General features: G+C 41.6%; 16 protein-coding genes. 12 read left to right on the top strand and 4 right to left on the bottom strand.

Annotation, left to right across the window (positions count from 1 at the left end; all coding sequences use genetic code 11):
• The first annotated feature begins 137 nt into the window (after positions 1-137).
• Both Q4492_RS09150 and Q4492_RS09145 read left to right on the top strand, forming a co-directional pair.
• Positions 138-1601 carry a diguanylate cyclase gene (locus tag Q4492_RS09150; RefSeq protein WP_303417161.1) on the top strand — a complete coding sequence of 488 codons (1464 nt, stop codon included), beginning with the start codon at positions 138-140 and terminating at the stop codon, positions 1599-1601.
• A gap of 70 nt (positions 1602-1671) precedes the next feature.
• Positions 1672-2889 (top strand): EAL domain-containing protein, encoded by a 1218-nt coding sequence (locus tag Q4492_RS09145; protein ID WP_303417159.1) that lies wholly within the window; start codon positions 1672-1674, stop codon positions 2887-2889.
• A gap of 1 nt (position 2890) precedes the next feature.
• On the opposite strand, the gene Q4492_RS09140 is transcribed toward Q4492_RS09145, so the two are convergent.
• Genes Q4492_RS09140 through purM form a run of 3 tightly spaced genes read right to left on the bottom strand, consistent with a single transcriptional unit; the run spans position 2891 to position 5334 of the window.
• Positions 2891-3604, bottom strand: coding sequence for a DUF3108 domain-containing protein (locus tag Q4492_RS09140; RefSeq protein ID WP_303417157.1), 714 nt, complete (start codon positions 3602-3604; stop codon positions 2891-2893).
• 12 nt (positions 3605-3616) lie between these two features.
• Positions 3617-4267 carry a phosphoribosylglycinamide formyltransferase gene (purN, locus tag Q4492_RS09135; protein WP_303417155.1) on the bottom strand — a complete coding sequence of 217 codons (651 nt, stop codon included), beginning with the start codon at positions 4265-4267 and terminating at the stop codon, positions 3617-3619.
• 8 nt (positions 4268-4275) lie between these two features.
• On the bottom strand, positions 4276-5334 hold the full coding sequence (gene purM, locus Q4492_RS09130) for a phosphoribosylformylglycinamidine cyclo-ligase (RefSeq protein WP_303417153.1): 1059 nt from the start codon (positions 5332-5334) through the stop codon (positions 4276-4278).
• A gap of 195 nt (positions 5335-5529) precedes the next feature.
• Here purM and Q4492_RS09125 point away from each other — a divergent pair, with 195 nt between their 5' ends.
• The 7 genes from Q4492_RS09125 to tcdA all read left to right on the top strand — a co-directional run bounded on the left by Q4492_RS09125 (position 5530) and on the right by tcdA (position 10830).
• On the top strand, positions 5530-6588 hold the full coding sequence (locus Q4492_RS09125) for a DUF2066 domain-containing protein (RefSeq protein ID WP_303417151.1): 1059 nt from the start codon (positions 5530-5532) through the stop codon (positions 6586-6588).
• Between the two features lie 19 nt (positions 6589-6607).
• On the top strand, positions 6608-7708 hold the full coding sequence (locus tag Q4492_RS09120; protein WP_303417149.1) for an AI-2E family transporter: 1101 nt from the start codon (positions 6608-6610) through the stop codon (positions 7706-7708).
• A complete protein-coding gene (gene hda / locus Q4492_RS09115) occupies positions 7698-8402 on the top strand; it encodes a DnaA regulatory inactivator Hda (protein WP_303417147.1) in 705 nt (234 codons plus the stop codon). The genes Q4492_RS09120 and hda overlap by 11 nt, the downstream gene beginning before the upstream one ends.
• A 159-nt stretch (positions 8403-8561) precedes the next feature.
• Complete coding sequence (locus tag Q4492_RS09110; protein ID WP_303417145.1) at positions 8562-8930, top strand: hypothetical protein; 369 nt, start codon at positions 8562-8564, stop codon at positions 8928-8930.
• Between the two features lie 120 nt (positions 8931-9050).
• The gene (locus Q4492_RS09105) at positions 9051-9740 is read left to right on the top strand and encodes a TIGR01621 family pseudouridine synthase (protein ID WP_303417143.1); all 690 of its coding nucleotides are present in this window, start codon (positions 9051-9053) and stop codon (positions 9738-9740) included.
• A gap of 5 nt (positions 9741-9745) precedes the next feature.
• On the top strand, positions 9746-9964 hold the full coding sequence (locus Q4492_RS09100; RefSeq protein ID WP_303417141.1) for a hypothetical protein: 219 nt from the start codon (positions 9746-9748) through the stop codon (positions 9962-9964).
• A 56-nt stretch (positions 9965-10020) separates the two neighbouring features.
• On the top strand, positions 10021-10830 hold the full coding sequence (gene tcdA, locus Q4492_RS09095; protein WP_303417139.1) for a tRNA cyclic N6-threonylcarbamoyladenosine(37) synthase TcdA: 810 nt from the start codon (positions 10021-10023) through the stop codon (positions 10828-10830).
• 100 nt (positions 10831-10930) lie between these two features.
• Here the strand turns inward: tcdA and Q4492_RS09090 are convergent, their stop codons facing one another.
• Positions 10931-11800: a prephenate dehydratase gene (locus tag Q4492_RS09090; protein ID WP_303417137.1), complete on the bottom strand. Its 870-nt coding sequence runs from the start codon at positions 11798-11800 to the stop codon at positions 10931-10933.
• 222 nt (positions 11801-12022) lie between these two features.
• Here Q4492_RS09090 and Q4492_RS09085 point away from each other — a divergent pair, with 222 nt between their 5' ends.
• The 3 genes from Q4492_RS09085 to Q4492_RS09075 all read left to right on the top strand — a co-directional run bounded on the left by Q4492_RS09085 (position 12023) and on the right by Q4492_RS09075 (position 16941).
• Positions 12023-14113: an ATP-binding protein gene (locus Q4492_RS09085; RefSeq protein WP_303417135.1), complete on the top strand. Its 2091-nt coding sequence runs from the start codon at positions 12023-12025 to the stop codon at positions 14111-14113.
• A gap of 15 nt (positions 14114-14128) precedes the next feature.
• Positions 14129-15514: a sigma-54 dependent transcriptional regulator gene (locus Q4492_RS09080; RefSeq protein ID WP_303417133.1), complete on the top strand. Its 1386-nt coding sequence runs from the start codon at positions 14129-14131 to the stop codon at positions 15512-15514.
• Between the two features lie 395 nt (positions 15515-15909).
• Positions 15910-16941, top strand: coding sequence for a TAXI family TRAP transporter solute-binding subunit (locus Q4492_RS09075; protein WP_303417131.1), 1032 nt, complete (start codon positions 15910-15912; stop codon positions 16939-16941).
• Positions 16942-17097 lie beyond the last annotated feature (156 nt).

The following is a 17097-nucleotide window of genomic DNA, read 5'->3' as shown; positions in this document are numbered from 1 at the left end:
TTTGTATCTTCAGGAGTCTAAGGAGGAAGATTATTTATAGTCTTATACTGAGAGTTTGATTTCTTTGGTCTGTTTATTGCTTTAATTCGTAATCGAGCTGTTTTGAAAAAAATAGTGATATCAAAAGGACTGATCTTATGGCGCATGCAGCTTTGAGCAGACCCTATAAAGGGAAAAGCGTTATAACTATTGTTATATGCTTCTTTTTGGTGCTTGACTGCACTGCTTTGGGCATAAATTTCTTCATTACTCAGCAAGTTGAAGATGATGCATTAGCCATAAATATAGCTGGCAGACAGAGGATGTTGTCGCAGCGAATGACGAAAGTTTTGCTTTTAATGTCTGATGATCAGATGAGTTCAGTTACCTATAAAAAAGAGTTGGAGTATGTCTATAAATTATTCCTCTCTACATTGGTTGTTTTTGAAGAGGGTGGCGATGCTGTTGGCGGTTTAGGTGATAGTAAAAAATTTCCAGGTTTGTCAGACCCTATTGCTCTGCAGTTTGTGTCTGAAACCCGTGGGTTGATTGAAGCCTTAGGTTTACATATAGAAAGGCTGCTTGAGAATCCTGAAGATCAAGTCGCTTTTAATAGCGCATTAGAGATCAGTAAAAACAGTAATTTAAAAATGCTTGGTCTCATGAATGCCTTAACTTTTCGAATTGAGCAGATGGCGGCAGAGAAGACAACGAGCCTGCGCTGGGTTCAGGCATTTGCTTTTGTGTTAGCGTTATTGAATTTTGCGATCATTGTTAGGCTCTATAACAAACGCTCGGAAGAGACTGAAATGTTAATGCAAAGCTTCATGCATTTAGTCAATAGTGCTGCAGCTTGTTTGATTGTCTTTAATGAAAAAGGTGAAGTTCAGTTTGCTAATGCTATGAGCTTAGAAAAGTTTGGTTATTCAAAAAAGGACTTTTTGAAGCTGACCGAGACTAAGCTTTTTAGAGTCGAGAATGATGAAACCTTTGCTATTACTGCAACGGGTGAGGCTATAAAAATTGAATTATTAAAACGTAGCTTTGTCTTAAATGGAAAGCAGTTTTTGATAACGACGATCAATGATATTAGCCACCATATGGAGGTTCAGGAGCATTTATCTTATCTTGCCAGTCATGATCTTCTTACGGGGCTTGGTAATAGACGAGGCTTGTTAGATAGATTGGAACTCGAGGTGGCTCGAGCTGAGCGATATGAAGGTAAGTTAGGGATTTTCTTTATTGATCTTGATAAGTTTAAGCCAGTAAATGACCTGTTTGGGCATGGGGTTGGTGATATTCTTTTAAAGAAATTTTCTAATCGATTAAAAAATGCTGTTAGGAAATCAGATTTTGTTGCTCGTTATGGTGGGGATGAATTTGTAGTTTTAATGATAGATGTAAAAGATGATGAGGCTTTTGAAAGTTGTCGTAAGGCGATAGGCGATGTTTTTCAAAGACCTTTTGATTGGGAGGGAGAAGAGATCTTTTTGGATTGTAGTGTGGGTGTATCAACTTATCCTGCAGATTCTAAAGATAGTTACGATCTTCTATTGCTTGCTGATCAACGTATGTATGAATCTAAAAAAAATAAACGCAAAGGTAGTTCAGTATCTTCGTGAATTTAAATTATTGATTTGGAATTAAGTGTTCCAAATTGGTTTAGAGTTAAGTAAGGGTAGAGTTTTATATATGAGCGTTACAGTTTTTCCTTATTTTCAGCCCATTATTGAAACGGCTACAGGACGTATAGCCGGTTATGAAGCTTTAGCGCGTATGAAGGATTCAGCGGGTAATGTGGTTTCAGCCGGCGGGCTCTTTTCGGATCACACTATTGATGTTAAAGAACGTATTGTGTTGGATCGAGATGTTCGATTAAAAGCGTTAAAGCAACTTGAAGCGCTTCCCGACGATACCTTTTTGAGCATTAATATTTCTCCTGAGTGGTTACAGTATTTAGAGTCATTAGAGAATTTACCGACTCTTGAAATGATTAAATCACTTGCAGCAGATAGTTCCAAAGTTGTTATAGAGATTACAGAGTTAGATGGTGATCTTGATGTGATTGAGCGTTTAGTGGATCGCTATCGTGAACAAGGGTTTAGAGTTGCTATAGATGATTTTGGTACAGGCTTCTCTCAGCTTGATCGAATCGCGCTGTTGAAACCCGATATTATTAAACTTGATATGACGCTTATAAAGAGCGGTGCTGAAGATGATCGTAGGTCATCTATGATACAGATGTTGGGTGAATTAGCGTCTAAACTTGGTAGTAAAGTACTGTGTGAAGGCGTGGAAACGGAAGATGAGTATTACTTAGCATTGAGTTGTAATGCGGTTTACGTTCAAGGCTTTTTGTTTTCAGCTGCCACTGAGAAAATGGAAGCGCCGGATAGTACTGTCGTAAAGGTGAGAAACTTATTAAGCCATTACCGTGATCGTGCTATAGAGGCAACCTCACGTAGTCATTGGCGAGCGGATAAAATAAAAGCGGAGTTATTGTCCCTTCGTGAGGTGCTAAGAGCCGCAAATGATGATGGGGATTTAGAGCATTTTGTTGCTGCAGATCACCTATTACGTTTCTATCTTTGTGATCGGTTAGGTAATCAGATCTCACCAAACTATGAAAATAGTGATAAAGGTTGGATCAAGGATAATAGCCATAATGGATATAATTGGAGTTGGCGGCCATACTTTTTTGAGTTGTTAGGCTCTGCTGACACACAAAGTCGTTTGGTTTTTTCTGAACCTTATCAAGATATCCATACGGGACTTAGAGCGCAAACGGCTGTTTTATTTCTAGATAATTCTAGGATTCTATTGGCAGATTTGAGGGATGAGCAGCGGGAATCCGACCTGTTTAGCCGCTTTAGTGCAATGCCTGCAGGCTGGATTCCTGAAATAGATTAACTTAGAGTGTTAACTCTTTCAGTAATAGAGTATAAGCTTTATCTTTTTTCTCTATCTGTTTGAGCTTAATTATTTGATAGTTGAGTTCTGGGGCAAACCAGATATAGGTTTGCCTTGGGCTGTTCTCTTCACGAACACGTTTTACTCTAATAGTTTCATAGACGCCTATAGGGGCTTCAATTACCTCTTGGCCATCTACCTGGAATTTATACTCTTTTAAAATACCGCCATCGGCAACTTGATAGATAAAACTGGTTTCCCCTTTAGCTAGCTCCTGCTGGAGTAGCATTTGGTAACTTATTTTATCTTGTACGCCGGGGGTCACATCCATCTGCCAAGGTTTATCGTCTACTTCATTAGTAACGCGATTGTTTTCCCAGTCAAAGCTGATTTCTGCGTTACGTTTTTTGCCAAAAACGCTGCGCTTAAATGTGTAATGAAGAGGGGAGAGTGCTTTGTCGTTCCATTGGAAGTGGCTTTTTTCGAATATGCTGGCAAACATAGAGTTAGCTTTAGATTCGAACGTCCAGCTATCATCGGGTGACTTTTTTAGTTGGCGAATTGTGTCGCCACTCACTGAAATAGGGCCATCCCAATCTAATTCATAGGATGCTGTAAAGGGTGTAAATACAGATACGTCAGCATGAAGAGGGGTAGTTAAGAAGAAAAGAGAGGCTAAAGGTATAAGTGGCGTCCTCAATAAAATTCTAAACATAATTATATCCTCTTAATCTAATGGAGCCACTTGATAGCCTTGCGATGGCAGGGTGTTACCATCCATAAGTATCCCGTTTTGAGTCCAGATTAACTTATTAGCACAGTATAACTCAACGGCAAGTGGGTATATTACATGCTCAATAGCATGTACTTTTTGCTGTAAGCTCTCTTCATTATCATCCATAGTGACACTGACTTTACCCTGAACAGCAAGGGGGCCCCCATCAAGCTCTTCAGTCACAAAATGTACAGTGCAGCCGTGTTCTTTGTCACCCGCTTCAATCGCACGCTTATGCGTATGTAGGCCTTTATATTTAGGGAGTAAGGATGGGTGGATATTAAGCATCCGTCCTTGATAATGACGAACAAACTCCGGTGTCAGAATCCGCATGAAACCAGCAAGTACAATAAGGTCAGGTTGATACTGATCTATCTCTTTAATCATCGCTTGATCAAAGCTGAGGCGATCTTCAAAGTCAGTATGTTTTAACGTGATTGCTGGAATATTAGCATTTTGGGCGCGCTGCAAGCCAAAAGCCTCGGCTTTATTGCTAAGAACAGCTTCGATACGGCCATTGATCTGGCCTGTATCGATAGCGTCCATTATAGCTTGCAGATTCGAACCACTACCTGAAATCAGGACAACGATTCTTTTGGTCATAGGCTGGATTAAACTCCCATGCCTGCAAGTTCAACCTGTTCTTCGCCGTTGTTTGCTTCAGCAATAGAACCGATTACCCAAGCCTCTTCATTGGCATCAGCCAGAATAGAAAGGGCTTCTTCTTGTTTTTCAGCAGGTACACAGATCACCATGCCGACGCCGCAGTTAAATGTGCGGTACATTTCAGTTGTTGCTACATTTCCTTGTTCTTGCAACCATGTGAAAACAGGAGGCAAAGTCCAAGACTGCGTATTAATTACCGCTTTGGCGTTAGCCGGAAGTACGCGTGGGATATTCTCAAGTAAACCGCCGCCAGTAATGTGAGATAGCGCATTAACTTGTGACTCTTTAATGAGCTTAAGCAGAGACTTAACATAGATCCGCGTTGGTGCCATTAAAGCATCAGCCAGAGGTTTGCCATCTAATTCAGCAGTTAATTCAGTGCCGCTTATTTCTAAGATTTTACGAATCAAAGAGTAACCGTTTGAATGGGGACCTGAAGAGGCTAAACCGATCAGTACGTCACCGACTTTAACTTGGCTACCATCTATAATGTCATCTTCTTCTACTACGCCTGTACAGAATCCGGCTAAGTCGTAATCTTCGCCTTCGTACATGCCTGGCATTTCTGCTGTTTCACCGCCGACTAAAGCGGCTCCGGCAAGCTCGCAACCTTTGCCTATGCCTGTTACAACATCTGCTGCAGTATCAACGTTAAGTTTACCCGTCGCGTAATAATCTAAGAAAAGTAGAGGTTCTGCGCCGGCTACAATCAAGTCGTTGACACACATAGCGACTAAATCGATACCAATAGTGTCGTGTTTACCTAAATCCATAGCTAAACGTAGTTTAGTACCGACACCGTCAGTACCTGAAACAAGTACAGGTTTACGATAGCCTTCAGGGATACGACATAGTGCGCCGAAACCACCTAAGCCTCCCATTACTTCTGGGCGGGCGGTGCTTTTTGCTACGCCTTTAATACGATCAACGAGGGCATTGCCAGCGTCGATATCGACACCCGCATCTTTATAGCTCAGTGAGCTGCTATCAGAACCGGTAGACATGGATCAGTTAACCTTTCATGTACAAGGGAAAATATGGAAGAAAATTATTGCGCGTATTCTACCGTTTCTTGGGATTTAATACACTCATATCCTGATGCAAAATTAACAAAATGTCATAAGAAACCATCTAAAAAGCATTATCAGCTTGTGGTACAGTTACGCCATCTTCCTGTTTGCAAACTTTGAGGCAGCTTAATGGACGTCTTGCGGACTTATTGCATCACCTTACTTGTATTTGTTTTTGCTGTTGTTACTCCCGTTGCTCATGCAGGCACTATGAGTAACCTTTACAGCGTTGAACTACCCGTGAACGCTGAAACGCAGGCGCCGACTGATGCACAAATTACTGAAGGCCTGAAACAGGTTCTGGTAAAAGTATCAGGTAAACGTTCATTGAATACGCATCCTGTTATTCGTCAGCAATTGCAGACGCCATCGACTTTTTTACAGCAGTTTAGTTTTACGAGTCGAATCATTGCGGGGCAAAATGTTACAAGACTTCTTCTTGATTATAACAGTGCTGCCGTTGATCACTTGATTACTCAAACTGGGGTGAAGCCATTAGGTATTCAGCGTCCGACCTTGTTGGTGTGGTTAGTCTCTGATCAACAGGGTTATCAAGACTTCGTTTCTGCTGATAGTGTTGAGATTAATTTATTAAATTCAACTGCTCGCGCTCGTGGCCTTCCTATTCAACTGCCTTTGTTAGATTTGCAGGATCAGACGGCAATACAGGTGAGTGATGTGTGGGGGTTATTTGAAGATGCAGTACAAGCCTCCTCAATACGCTATCGTCCTGATGCTGTGATTGCTGCGAGGCTGCAAAAATCAAATTCGGGCGTGATTCAGTTAGAAGCTATCTTTTTAACGGATGGGAAGGTTGAGCGGCTATCCTATTCAGGTAACGCAGAATCGGTCTTGACTCAAATGGTAGATACTATATCCGATCAGTTGTTTAATCCCGTTGTTAGCCATGATTTGAGCTATTTTCAATCAGGGGTTGCTGTTAAGGTGAGTAATATCAATAGCTTAAGTAATTATGTGCAGATGACTGATTTCTTAAAATCCCTTCCGATCGTACGTACACTAAAGCCTGAAAGGGTGATGGGTGGTGACGTTGTTTTGAGATTGGAGCTAGATGGAAGTGAGAAGCAGCTGCAGCAAGCAATCGGCGTTGAACCTCGTATTCAAGCGATGGATCAGCAATTAGATCTTAATGGCTTCAAAATATTGAGCTACCGTTGGCAAGGTTAAAACAAATAGGTATAGGGATATGACGGAATCACAACGCTGGTTTTTTTTAATAATAGCTTTAGTGCTATCAGGTGTGATCTATCTGTTAGCACCGATCCTTTCACCTTTTTTGATCGGGGCTTTACTGGCATATCTATCTGACCCTATTGCCGACCGTCTTGAAGCTTCTGGTTTATCAAGAACGGTTTCTGTAGTTATTGTTTTTATTGCTATGACCGCATTAGTGGCACTGTTGTTTCTTATCTTTATTCCAAAAATTGGTTATCAGATTCAAACCTTATTAGAACGGGTTCCTCAAGCGATAGTTTTGTTTGAAGAGCAGGTTTTTCCTTGGATTCTGAGTACTTTTAGCCTTGAAGCTTCTGTTTTTGATTTTGCCCATCTTAAAAAACTTTTAGTGGGTGATCTGCAAAAAACGAGCGATATTATGGCGCAATTAGTAGGTGGTATAACAAAGTCCGGCCTAGCTATTGTTGCATGGGTCGCGAATCTCGTTTTGATTCCTGTAGTGACATTTTATCTGTTACGTGATTGGGATGTTATGGTTGATAAAATCAAGCATCTATTACCGCGTAATCTAGAGCCAAAAGTCTCTCTATGGGCATCTGAATGCGATGAGGTGTTGGGTGCTTTTATGAAAGGGCAGCTATTAGTCATGTTGGCGCTAGGTATTGTTTATGCGTCAGGTTTATGGATAGTAGGGCTTGATCTAGCGCTCTTGGTTGGTATGATCGCAGGCCTTGCGAGTATAGTTCCCTATATGGGATTTATTATTGGTATTGCTGTAGCCAGTGTTGCGGCTTTTATGCAGTTCCAAGATCCTATGGTGCTGGCTTTTGTGGGTGTGGTGTTTATTGTTGGTCAACTATTAGAGGGGATGTTATTAACACCACTTCTGGTTGGTGATCGTATAGGATTGCACCCAGTCGCTGTTATTTTTGCTATTATGGCCGGCGGCCAGCTTTTTGGTTTTGTCGGGATTTTATTGGCACTACCTGTTGCAGCTGTAATTATGGTGTTACTGCGTCACCTAAATGAAGGGTATAAGAGTAGTGCTTTATACGCGCATGACTCTTCGAGTGATATTGAACAATCTGAATCGTTAACAAATGACAACTAACCATCCATTTCAAATCCCATTATCCGTTGGGTTGCGTGACGATGCTCGTTTTGAGAATTTTTATTCTCAAGGTAACGAATTAATATGCGCCAGCTTAAAAGCCGCAGCTCATGCCGAGGGTGAACAGTTCATCTATATTTGGGGTGGGGAGGGTGTTGGTTGTACGCATTTACTGCAAGCGGTTTGTCATGAAGCTGATCCTGCGGGCACAACTGCTGCTTATCTGCCTCTGGATGAGCTAAAACATATGGGTGGTGGTATTCTTGATGGTATGGAATATCTTGATCTTGTTTGCTTAGATAGTATCGATGTAGTGGTAGGTGACAAGCAGTGGGAAGAGGCGTTGTTCCATTTCTTCAATCGTATTCGTGAACAAGGCAATATATTAATTATTGCCGCAAGTTCTGCACCGCGATATTTAGGAATTAACTTACCCGATTTAGCGTCTCGTCTAAGTTGGGGGGTCGTTTTTCAGGTTCAGGCTTTAGATGATGTCACTAAGCTTAAAGCAATTCAGATGCGGGCTACTGCACGCGGACTTGAGTTCTCTGAAGATGTTGCTCGCTACCTCCTTCATCGCGCAAGTCGTAATATGAATGATTTAACGTCGTTACTTGATACCTTAGATCAAGCCTCTTTGAGTGCTAAACGTAAGGTGACTATTCCTTTTATTAAAGAAGTAACAGGGTTGTAAGCAGTCTTTTAGAGCAGACTGCGATTAGTAATTTCCTCCCTCTTTATGCTCTAGTTACCCCTATTTCTTTTCTGGTTTTTCATAAAACTGTCATTATTATCTGTGAAGCTCTTCTATGTAGAGCTCTAATTTCATTGGGGCGCTTTTCTTGGAGGCTATATGGCGAAGAATCATCTTTCTGAAAAATTGCAGAAAAAGATAGACAAAGAAAAGGTGTTGGTTAAAGAGAACAACGTTCGCTTTACGGTGACGCACCTGAGTCCTAAAGGAAAAGTACTGGGCCGTGAATGGTATAAAGGTTTTGCGGCTGTGACGGATAAGCGTTTAGTGTTGGTCTCAAATAGTGTTAAGTTTCTCAATCTAAAAGGCGGTGATGATCGTTTCTCTACTGCAAAGTTTATTGAAGATAATGTTGCATGTTTAGAAGTCGAGTATTTTAAAGAGGTTGGCAGTCATCGTTGCGTAGAATTTCATATATATACAGATAAAGTCGATAAGTTTTTAAAGCAGATCGAGAAATTATCTTAGGTTGTATCTAGGCAGGGTGTCTTCCTGCCTATATTTACCCTACTTCCTCAAGTAAACAGCTCCCTTCCTTGATAAATATAATCAACTCCCGCATTATTCCGCTTTTTTATGGGGCTTTGCGTGTATCAGATCATTGATCAAACAGACGATCTTCTTGTGATTAACAAATCTCAGGGGGTTAGTGTCCATAAAGACCAGAATGACACTGGTTTAACTATGCAGTTAAAAGATGATCTTAAATTAGATGAACTTTATCTCATACATCGATTAGATAAAGTCACATCAGGCCTTTTGCTCTTTGCGAAACAGGCGAAAGCTGCGGCGGCACTCTCTGCGCTATTCCGGGAGCGTAAAGTCACTAAGTACTATCTTGCAATATCTGCAAAAAAGCCTCGCCGAAAGCAAGGTGCTATCATTGGCGATATGGTCAAGGCGAGACGGGGCAGCTGGAAGCTTTTGTTGAGCAAAGAAAACCCCGCGATTACTCAGTTCTTTAGTACTTCACTAGCTCCGGGGTTCCGTCTGTTTATCATAAAACCATATACAGGGAAGACCCACCAAATTCGTGTAGCTTTAAAAAGTGAAGGTTCACCAATATTAGGTGATCAGCTTTATGCGGGTTTGCAATCTGATCGGGTTTATCTGCATGCTTTTAGTTTGAGTTTTAGCTACGACAATCAACAGTATAATTACTCCTGCTTGCCTAACGAAGGGGAGCTGTTTGGCAGTGATTTTAAACGAGTGGTTAGTGATTTTTTCGAGCACCCAGATCGATTAAAATGGCCAAAAATAACGATTAATAAAAGGTAATAATGATGAGTGGTAATGAGCGTATTGAACGTGATTTTAACCTTCGCGATGAAGATGAGAAAAAGGCCTTCCTTGAGGAAACTTGGTGTGATAACTGCCAAGAGGTCAATCTTGGAATGAAAAATCCAATAGAGTATGAGCAAAACGATATTATCTTTATTGAAGGTAAATGTTGTAAATGTGGAAATATTATTCTGACTGAGATAACAGAAGAAGAGTTTTAAGTTAATTAAGTGTTTGAACTGCGTTTTTAGGTTTAGCACAGGTTGGGGAAAGATTGTTGTCCAGCGATTTTGAAAATAGATTTGGTGGTACGCGTCGCTTATACGGTACTGATGTTGTTGATATGTATAGTCGTGCGCATATCTGCGTTATTGGTATTGGTGGAGTCGGCTCCTGGGTTGCTGAAGCGCTTGCACGCACTGCGGTTGGGAAGATAACACTAATCGATTTAGATGATATCTGTATTACTAATGTTAATCGCCAGATTCATGCATTAGATGGCAATATTGGTCGTTCTAAAGTTGAAGCTATGGCTGAGCGGATTAAACTGATTAATCCTGCATGTCATGTGAATGAGGTTGATGATTTTATTACCCTTGAAAATATTCCCGAGTTGATTACTAGTGATTTCGACTATGTGATCGATGCCATTGATAGCGTGAAAGAAAAAGCCGCTTTAATCTCCCATTGTGGCTACCGAAAGATCCCTATTATTACTGTAGGCGGAGCGGGTGGACAAACAGATCCGACGAGAATTGAGATCTGTGACCTATCCAAAACCAGCCATGACCCACTTGCCGCTAAAGTACGTTCATTATTACGTAGGCACTATCAGTTTAGTAAAAGCGGGAGACGCTTTTCGGTGGACTGCGTGTATTCGACTGAGCAGCTAGTATATCCACAGCCTGACGGTTCCGTTTGTGCACAAAAAAGTATTACGGATGGAAATACCCGTTTAGATTGTTCGGGCGGTTTTGGTGCATCAACCTGTGTGACAGCCAGCTTCGGTTTTGCGGCAGTTGCTAGAGTGTTGGATAAAATGAGAAAGCGTTGGGAGAGGGAACAAGCTCGCTTGCATGATGTGTAATGTGAAGGGGTGGATGAGTTAAAGCGTAGCCCATATTAGATAAGTGGGTTACGCTGGTTTAGATTTCTTGAGCGCTAATTATATGCTTCAGGAATATAGGTTACTCAATAATCTGATCATCACGCAGACGGAAAGGGTGCCAAGGGTAAGTTCCCATAATGCGCACCTCCTTAGCAAAGAAATCTAACTCTTGAAGAGCATATTTCATAGACTCTTGGTAGGGATGCCCTTCAACGTCAAGGTGAAAACTGGTGGCCGTCATCGTATCTGATGCCATATAGCTTTCAAGTTTCAACATATTAACGCCGTTAGTTGAAAAACCTCCTAGTGCTTTATAAAGGGCGGCAGGGATGTTTCTGACGGTAAACATGATTGAGGTCATGAAGCGCACATCTGGTTTTAACTCAGGCATATGACTATCGCGTGCCAAAATCATAAAGCGTGTAGTGTTGCCTGATTTATCCTGAAAATTATCCCGTAGAATATTAAGGTCGTAAAGTTCTGCGGCAAGGCTAGATGCGATGGCAGCTAGACCTTTGTTATTCGGATTTACACTGAGGTCAGCAGCGGCCCCTGCCGTATCAAGGCTGGCAATCGGTTCAATGCCAAGCTCGGCGATATTGCCGTAACACTGTGCGAGTGCTTGGGGGTGAGAGGATACCGATGTGATTTCGCTTATTTTGCTGCCTTTGGGCGCAAGCAAGCAGTGATTGACCGGTTCGAAATGTTCACCAACAATGTGAAGTTTCGTTTGTGGCATTAAGCGATAGATCTCTTCTACTCGCCCTGCAGTAGAGTTCTCTAATGGGATCATTGCAAATCGCGCTTTTCCGCTATCCACCATAAACATCGCATCAGCAAAGGTATGGCATGCTTTTGCTTCTAGCTCTGGGTAAGCTTTACGACAGGATAAGTGGGAATAGGCGCCCGGGACACCTTGGTAAGCGATTATTGCTGGGAGATCGGTCATAGTATTTAATCTATCAATGTAAAACGAGGTGCGTATTATTACACAGAGATAAACTCTCTGTTACTGTTCAAATGAGTTTAATTACGTGTTTCTGTTCCTTTGGGTAGGTAAATAGCACAACCTTATGATCGCTTTTAATCTATTATGCCCTTTTGTTTTAAATCTATTGGCTAAATCACAGTTAATTGGTGATGACTGTTTATCCTGATGAGTACCTCTTTAATGATACATCGTTTACTGATGGCGCTAATTTTTCTGGTTTTTACTTTATTGTTCACTTGGCAAGTGGTTAATGTGACTCGTGATTGGACATTGCAGCGTTTACATGACCAAGGCTCTGCTGAGTTGCTTAAGGTGATTACCGAGCTTCGAGTCGCTTTGGGCGAGTATCGTTACTTACCCTTTCTTATTTCACAAAATGTGAGTGTTAAAGAGCTACTGGCTTTCTCTAAATCAGAAAAAAGCGCTGAAGTGAGTTTATACCTTGAGCAAACGAACCTTGTTGCAGGTTCCTCCTCTCTTTTTTTATTAAACACTGAAGGTAGGGCACTGGCTTATAGTCATTGGCGAGATGAAGAGGATTTTTTTCAGCGCTCCCATAACAATCAAACGTATTTTCAACAGGCGAAAGGTGGCCATCGGGGCAGACAATTTAGTTTGAATGTAGATACAAAGCGACCTGCCTATTTTTTGTCTTCTCCTATCTATGAAGGCACTCGTTTTATTGGCGCAGCAGTCGTCCGGATTGAGCTGCAAAACTTAGTGCAAAAGCTTCGTTCGGTTGAAACTGTGCTTATTACCGATAACAAAGGAACCTTGTTTTTCTCTACGGGCTCTTTTCAGCGTTTTGAGAACCTCCAAGCTCAAGCGCGTATATATCCACATGAATTAAGCAATGGTGTTACTACCACTTTGTGGGAGAAAGAAAAACGCCATTGGCTTGCGCGCTCTGTCGCACTTGATGACTTAGCTTGGGAGGTGACGGTTTTAAATGATACCGATGTGGTTAATAAAAATGTTCGTAATGCCACATTGTTCTCATTTGGTGGCTGTATCGCTTTTGGTTTGCTTATGCTGTTGTTTAGAGAGCGGCAGTTAAAGCTACGATCTCAGAATGAAACACGTCAAGCATTAGCGCGAAATGAAGCGCAGCAGAAAGCGATTATCAATCATGCTCAAGTTGGCTTACTGTTAATCGATAGTCAGGGGCTAATACGCTTTGCAAATAAAATGGCGTTACAGCAGTTTGCGGTAATGATGAAGATGATTCTCAACCGTCCCATTGCGGAGATGGTGGTAGCTGACGGTGGTCCTTTAGTTAATCGGCTTCTGACTAATTTAGATTGGGATGGTTTTTCGCCATTGATTGGTTACGAATCGGTAGGCGTTAGAGGGGACGGTACTGAATTCCCCTTAATGATCTCTGTCCGAAAAATGTTGCCAGAACAGTCTCCCTCTCTACGTGACCTAGCGCTTGAAAAAGATGAAGCAAAGCGATTTTTGGTAACGGTTATCGATATATCCCGCCGTAAAGGCTTAGAAATGGAGCTTAAACGGGCCAATAATTCGTTAGAAACTAAGGTTGAAGAGCGAACAAAGGCCTTAAGCGAAGCGCAAAATGAATTGATTCAGGCCGGAAAAATGGCTGCCTTAGGGCGCATGTCTACGGCGGTTGTTCATGAACTTAACCAGCCTTTAACTGCGATTCGGAATTATGTGGCGATCTGTAAACAGCTGTTGAGCCAGCCTGAGATGCTAACTGAGAATCTATCTGAGATTGATCTGCTAACACAGCATATGGCTCAAATTACCTCTCAATTAAAAACTTATGCTTATAAAAAGCCTGAGGATAAACAACCGGTATCTGTTCAGATGGTGGTTGAGCATTCATTGTTACTGTTTAAGCAACGTATTGTCGATGAGCAAGTTGAATTAACGACGCAACTGCCGGGAAATACATTATACGTATTGGGCGACAATGCTCGTTTAGAGCAAGTGATAGTTAATCTGGTTAATAATGCTTTAGATGCGATGGGTACAAGCGCTGAGCGAAAGTTGAGAATCGAGGTGACCTATGGCGATAAGGTCATTATTTCGATCAGTGATTCGGGCATGGGTATTGCTGCGGATCTATTGGATAGTTTATTTGATCCATTTGTAACGTCTAAAAAGATTGGTGATGGATTAGGTCTAGGGCTAGCTATTGTGAAATCTATTATTCGTGATCTAGAGGGTGATATAGAAGTAGGGGAGAGCCCGCTAGGTGGGGCCTCTTTTACGGTGAAATTACCTCTTTTCTCGGAGGATCATTAAAAGGTTATGGGCGAAATGAGTGTAAACGAAAATAACTTCAGAGGTACCGTTCTTCTTGTTGATGATGAAGCAATGGTACGCAAGTCAACGGAAAAGTGGCTAACCATGGCTGGCTTTGAGGTGATTGGCTGCGATAGTGGCGCTGAAGCACTTAAACATATTTCTGAATCTTTCCGAGGGATTGTCGTTAGTGATGTGAAAATGCCCGAGATGAGTGGTTTAGAGTTTATGGCATTAGCATTGACTGAGGTGCCAGGTCTTCCTGTCGTGTTGGTGACCGGGCATGGGGATGTAGATATGGCGATCTCGGCCATGCGGAAAGGGGCTTATGATTTTATCGAAAAGCCCTTTAACCCAGAACGATTAGTGGAAACGATTCAGCGCGCCTGTGAAAAGCGTCGCCTCATGTTAGATAATCTTCGTTTGCAGCAGCATTTAGCAAGCTCAACAGGCATAGATAAACGATTGATCGGAATATCACCTGTTATACAGCGTTTAAAGCAGGAGATTATTACCTTAGCTGATTTAGATACCAATGTGATTATTTATGGAGAAACCGGCACGGGAAAGGAGCTTGTAGCCCAGTCATTGCATGAGTTCAGTACCCGAAATAAAGCGCATTTCGTTCCTATTAATTGTGGTGCTATCCCTGAAGCATTAATAGAGAGTGAGTTGTTTGGCCATGAAGCGGGTGCGTTTACTGGGGCGAGTAAGCGCCGTATTGGTAAATTTGAATATGCGAGTGGTGGTACGCTGTTTCTTGATGAGATTGAGAGTATGCCTTTGCATCTGCAAATTAAGTTATTGCGAGCATTGCAGGAGGGAGTGATTGAAAGGTTAGGTGGTAATGCACCTATAGCGGTGGATCTGCGAGTGATTGCTGCAGCAAAAACGGATCTGAGAGTGGATGATAATTTCCGCGAAGATCTATTTTATCGTCTTAATGTCACCCAATTACATATACCACCCCTGCGGGATCGTTTGGAAGATGCACCTTTGCTGTTTGAGCATTATTTGAGGATGACAGCGCAAAGCCATGAGTGTGAGCCGCGTATATTGCCAGAGCAAGATATAAGAGCACTGCATAGCTATCAATGGCCTGGTAATGTGCGAGAACTTAAAAATGTGGCGATGAGATACGCATTGGATAAGCGGGTGTCTGTATCCGCTATATTGTTTCCAGATGATCAGCCTATGCAGCTAAACGAGTTAAGTGGGGATATCTCTCAGCCATTAGCGATTCAGGTCGCAGCTTTTGAAGCCGAAGTGATTAAGCGCTCGTTGGCTGAGCATGAGGGTAATATTAAAGCTGTAATGGATATGCTTGATTTGCCGCGTCGTACGTTGAATCAGAAGATGGCTAAATATGGTCTTCATCGCTCCGACTTTACCCCGGATTGATTTTTACTATCTGATTTATAAGGTTATTTTAAATAGGCGATTTTTTGCTTATTGTGCGTAGCTCTCCTCTTATTTGATGTGACTTCCATACTTTTGAATTTCTTCCACTTTTACCGACAGCCCCAAGTCAGTGGCTATGCGCCTATTTTTATATGCTTCTACTTGTTTTGCTCTTAGCTTTTATCGTCTTTAGCTGAAATAAGCTATTTTTTGCTTATATAGCCTGCTTTTGATAAGCGTAATTTTGCCTATTTTTATTGCCTTTAATGTTAATGATTATTAACTTGTTGAAATTTATGGTAAATATTTTATTTTTTAAGATGGCATTATGTTTGCTTGTTATAAATCGTGTAATAGATTTAATAATAAAACACCAAATGAAGAAGGGTTACAGGATGACAATAACAAAACGTACTTTTATCAAGGGTATGGGCTTAGCGCTTGCAGTGAGCACTGCAGTAGGAACGGCAGGCTTAGTTCAGGCAGCTGATGAGAGACACTCTTATATATTGGCAACAGCATCAACAGGTGGAACTTATTACCCGGTAGGTGTTGCGCTTGCAACGTTGACTAAAATTAAACTTGAGCCATCACATAAGATCTCCATGTCTGCGATTAACTCAGCAGGTTCAGGTGAGAACATTAAGTTATTGGGCGAAAACGAAGCTCAGTTTGCTATCCTGCAGGGTTTATATGGTGCTTGGGCTTGGAATGGCGAAGGTCGTCTTAAAGAAGCGGGTCCTCAGAAAAATTTACGTTCAGTAACTATGCTTTGGCAGAACGTAGAACAGTTTGTTATGAAAACTGATCATACGAAAACTGGCACGATTGCAGATATGAATGCATTAGCTGGTAAAAAGTTTTCTATAGGTAAAAAGAACTCTGGTACTGAAGGGTCTGGTAGAACAATCTTAAGCAACTTAAACATTGATGCTGATGGATTTAATCTTGCGTATATGGGTTACGGTGCATCAGCAGATGCATTGCAAAACGGTACGATTGAAGGGATGAATATCCCATCGGGTGTACCTACTTCAGCGATTACTCGTGCTTACGCTGCGTTAGGTAGCGACATTACGGTGCTTAACTTTACCGATGAGCAGATTAAGCAGGCGAATGGTAATTATAAGCTGTGGACGCCATATCATATCCCCGCTAATACTTACCCAGGTCAAAGCAAAGATATCAATACCATGGCTCAGCCAAACTTTTTGGCAGTACGTGATGATGTTTCGGAAGAAGATGTTTATTTGCTGACTAAAACAGTTTATGAAAATCTAGCATTCTTAAATGGTATTCATAAAGCGACTAAAGCAATGTCGTTAGAAAAATCTATCGCCGGTTTACCTGTGCCACTTCATGCAGGTGCTGCGCGCTACTATAAAGAGATGGGTATAGAGATACCTGATCACTTGATTGCTAAATAATTTGATTGGGAGGGAACTATTAATTTAGTGGGTTGTCCATTATTACAGCTCTCCTCCTACTTTTGGTTTGAAGTGTTCAGACCGGTGCAAACTTAGCTACCAGCGAGGTTAAGTTTGCGCCACCTATTTTTTTATAACTACTCCAGCAATTGTTAC

Origin of the sequence: Neptuniibacter sp. 1_MG-2023 (assembly GCF_030547185.1) — a bacterium.
Lineage (GTDB): Bacteria > Pseudomonadota > Gammaproteobacteria > Pseudomonadales > Balneatricaceae > Neptuniibacter.
Note: the sequence above shows the minus strand (reverse complement) of the source record. Positions and strands in the feature narration are given on the sequence as shown.

Bases quoted from the DNA above. Each gene is read 5' to 3' on its own strand.
- Q4492_RS09150 (WP_303417161.1), top strand. From the start codon at position 138: ATGGCGCATGCAGCTTTGAGCAGACCCTATAAAGGGAAAAGCGTTATA.
- Q4492_RS09145 (WP_303417159.1), top strand. From the start codon at position 1,672: ATGAGCGTTACAGTTTTTCCTTATTTTCAGCCCATTATTGAAACGGCT.
- Q4492_RS09140 (WP_303417157.1), bottom strand. From the start codon at position 3,604: ATGTTTAGAATTTTATTGAGGACGCCACTTATACCTTTAGCCTCTCTT.
- purN (WP_303417155.1), bottom strand. From the start codon at position 4,267: ATGACCAAAAGAATCGTTGTCCTGATTTCAGGTAGTGGTTCGAATCTG.
- purM (WP_303417153.1), bottom strand. From the start codon at position 5,334: ATGTCTACCGGTTCTGATAGCAGCTCACTGAGCTATAAAGATGCGGGT.
- Q4492_RS09125 (WP_303417151.1), top strand. From the start codon at position 5,530: ATGGACGTCTTGCGGACTTATTGCATCACCTTACTTGTATTTGTTTTT.
- Q4492_RS09120 (WP_303417149.1), top strand. From the start codon at position 6,608: ATGACGGAATCACAACGCTGGTTTTTTTTAATAATAGCTTTAGTGCTA.
- hda (WP_303417147.1), top strand. From the start codon at position 7,698: ATGACAACTAACCATCCATTTCAAATCCCATTATCCGTTGGGTTGCGT.
- Q4492_RS09110 (WP_303417145.1), top strand. From the start codon at position 8,562: ATGGCGAAGAATCATCTTTCTGAAAAATTGCAGAAAAAGATAGACAAA.
- Q4492_RS09100 (WP_303417141.1), top strand. From the start codon at position 9,746: ATGAGTGGTAATGAGCGTATTGAACGTGATTTTAACCTTCGCGATGAA.
- Q4492_RS09090 (WP_303417137.1), bottom strand. From the start codon at position 11,800: ATGACCGATCTCCCAGCAATAATCGCTTACCAAGGTGTCCCGGGCGCC.
- Q4492_RS09085 (WP_303417135.1), top strand. From the start codon at position 12,023: ATGATACATCGTTTACTGATGGCGCTAATTTTTCTGGTTTTTACTTTA.
- Q4492_RS09080 (WP_303417133.1), top strand. From the start codon at position 14,129: ATGAGTGTAAACGAAAATAACTTCAGAGGTACCGTTCTTCTTGTTGAT.
- Q4492_RS09075 (WP_303417131.1), top strand. From the start codon at position 15,910: ATGACAATAACAAAACGTACTTTTATCAAGGGTATGGGCTTAGCGCTT.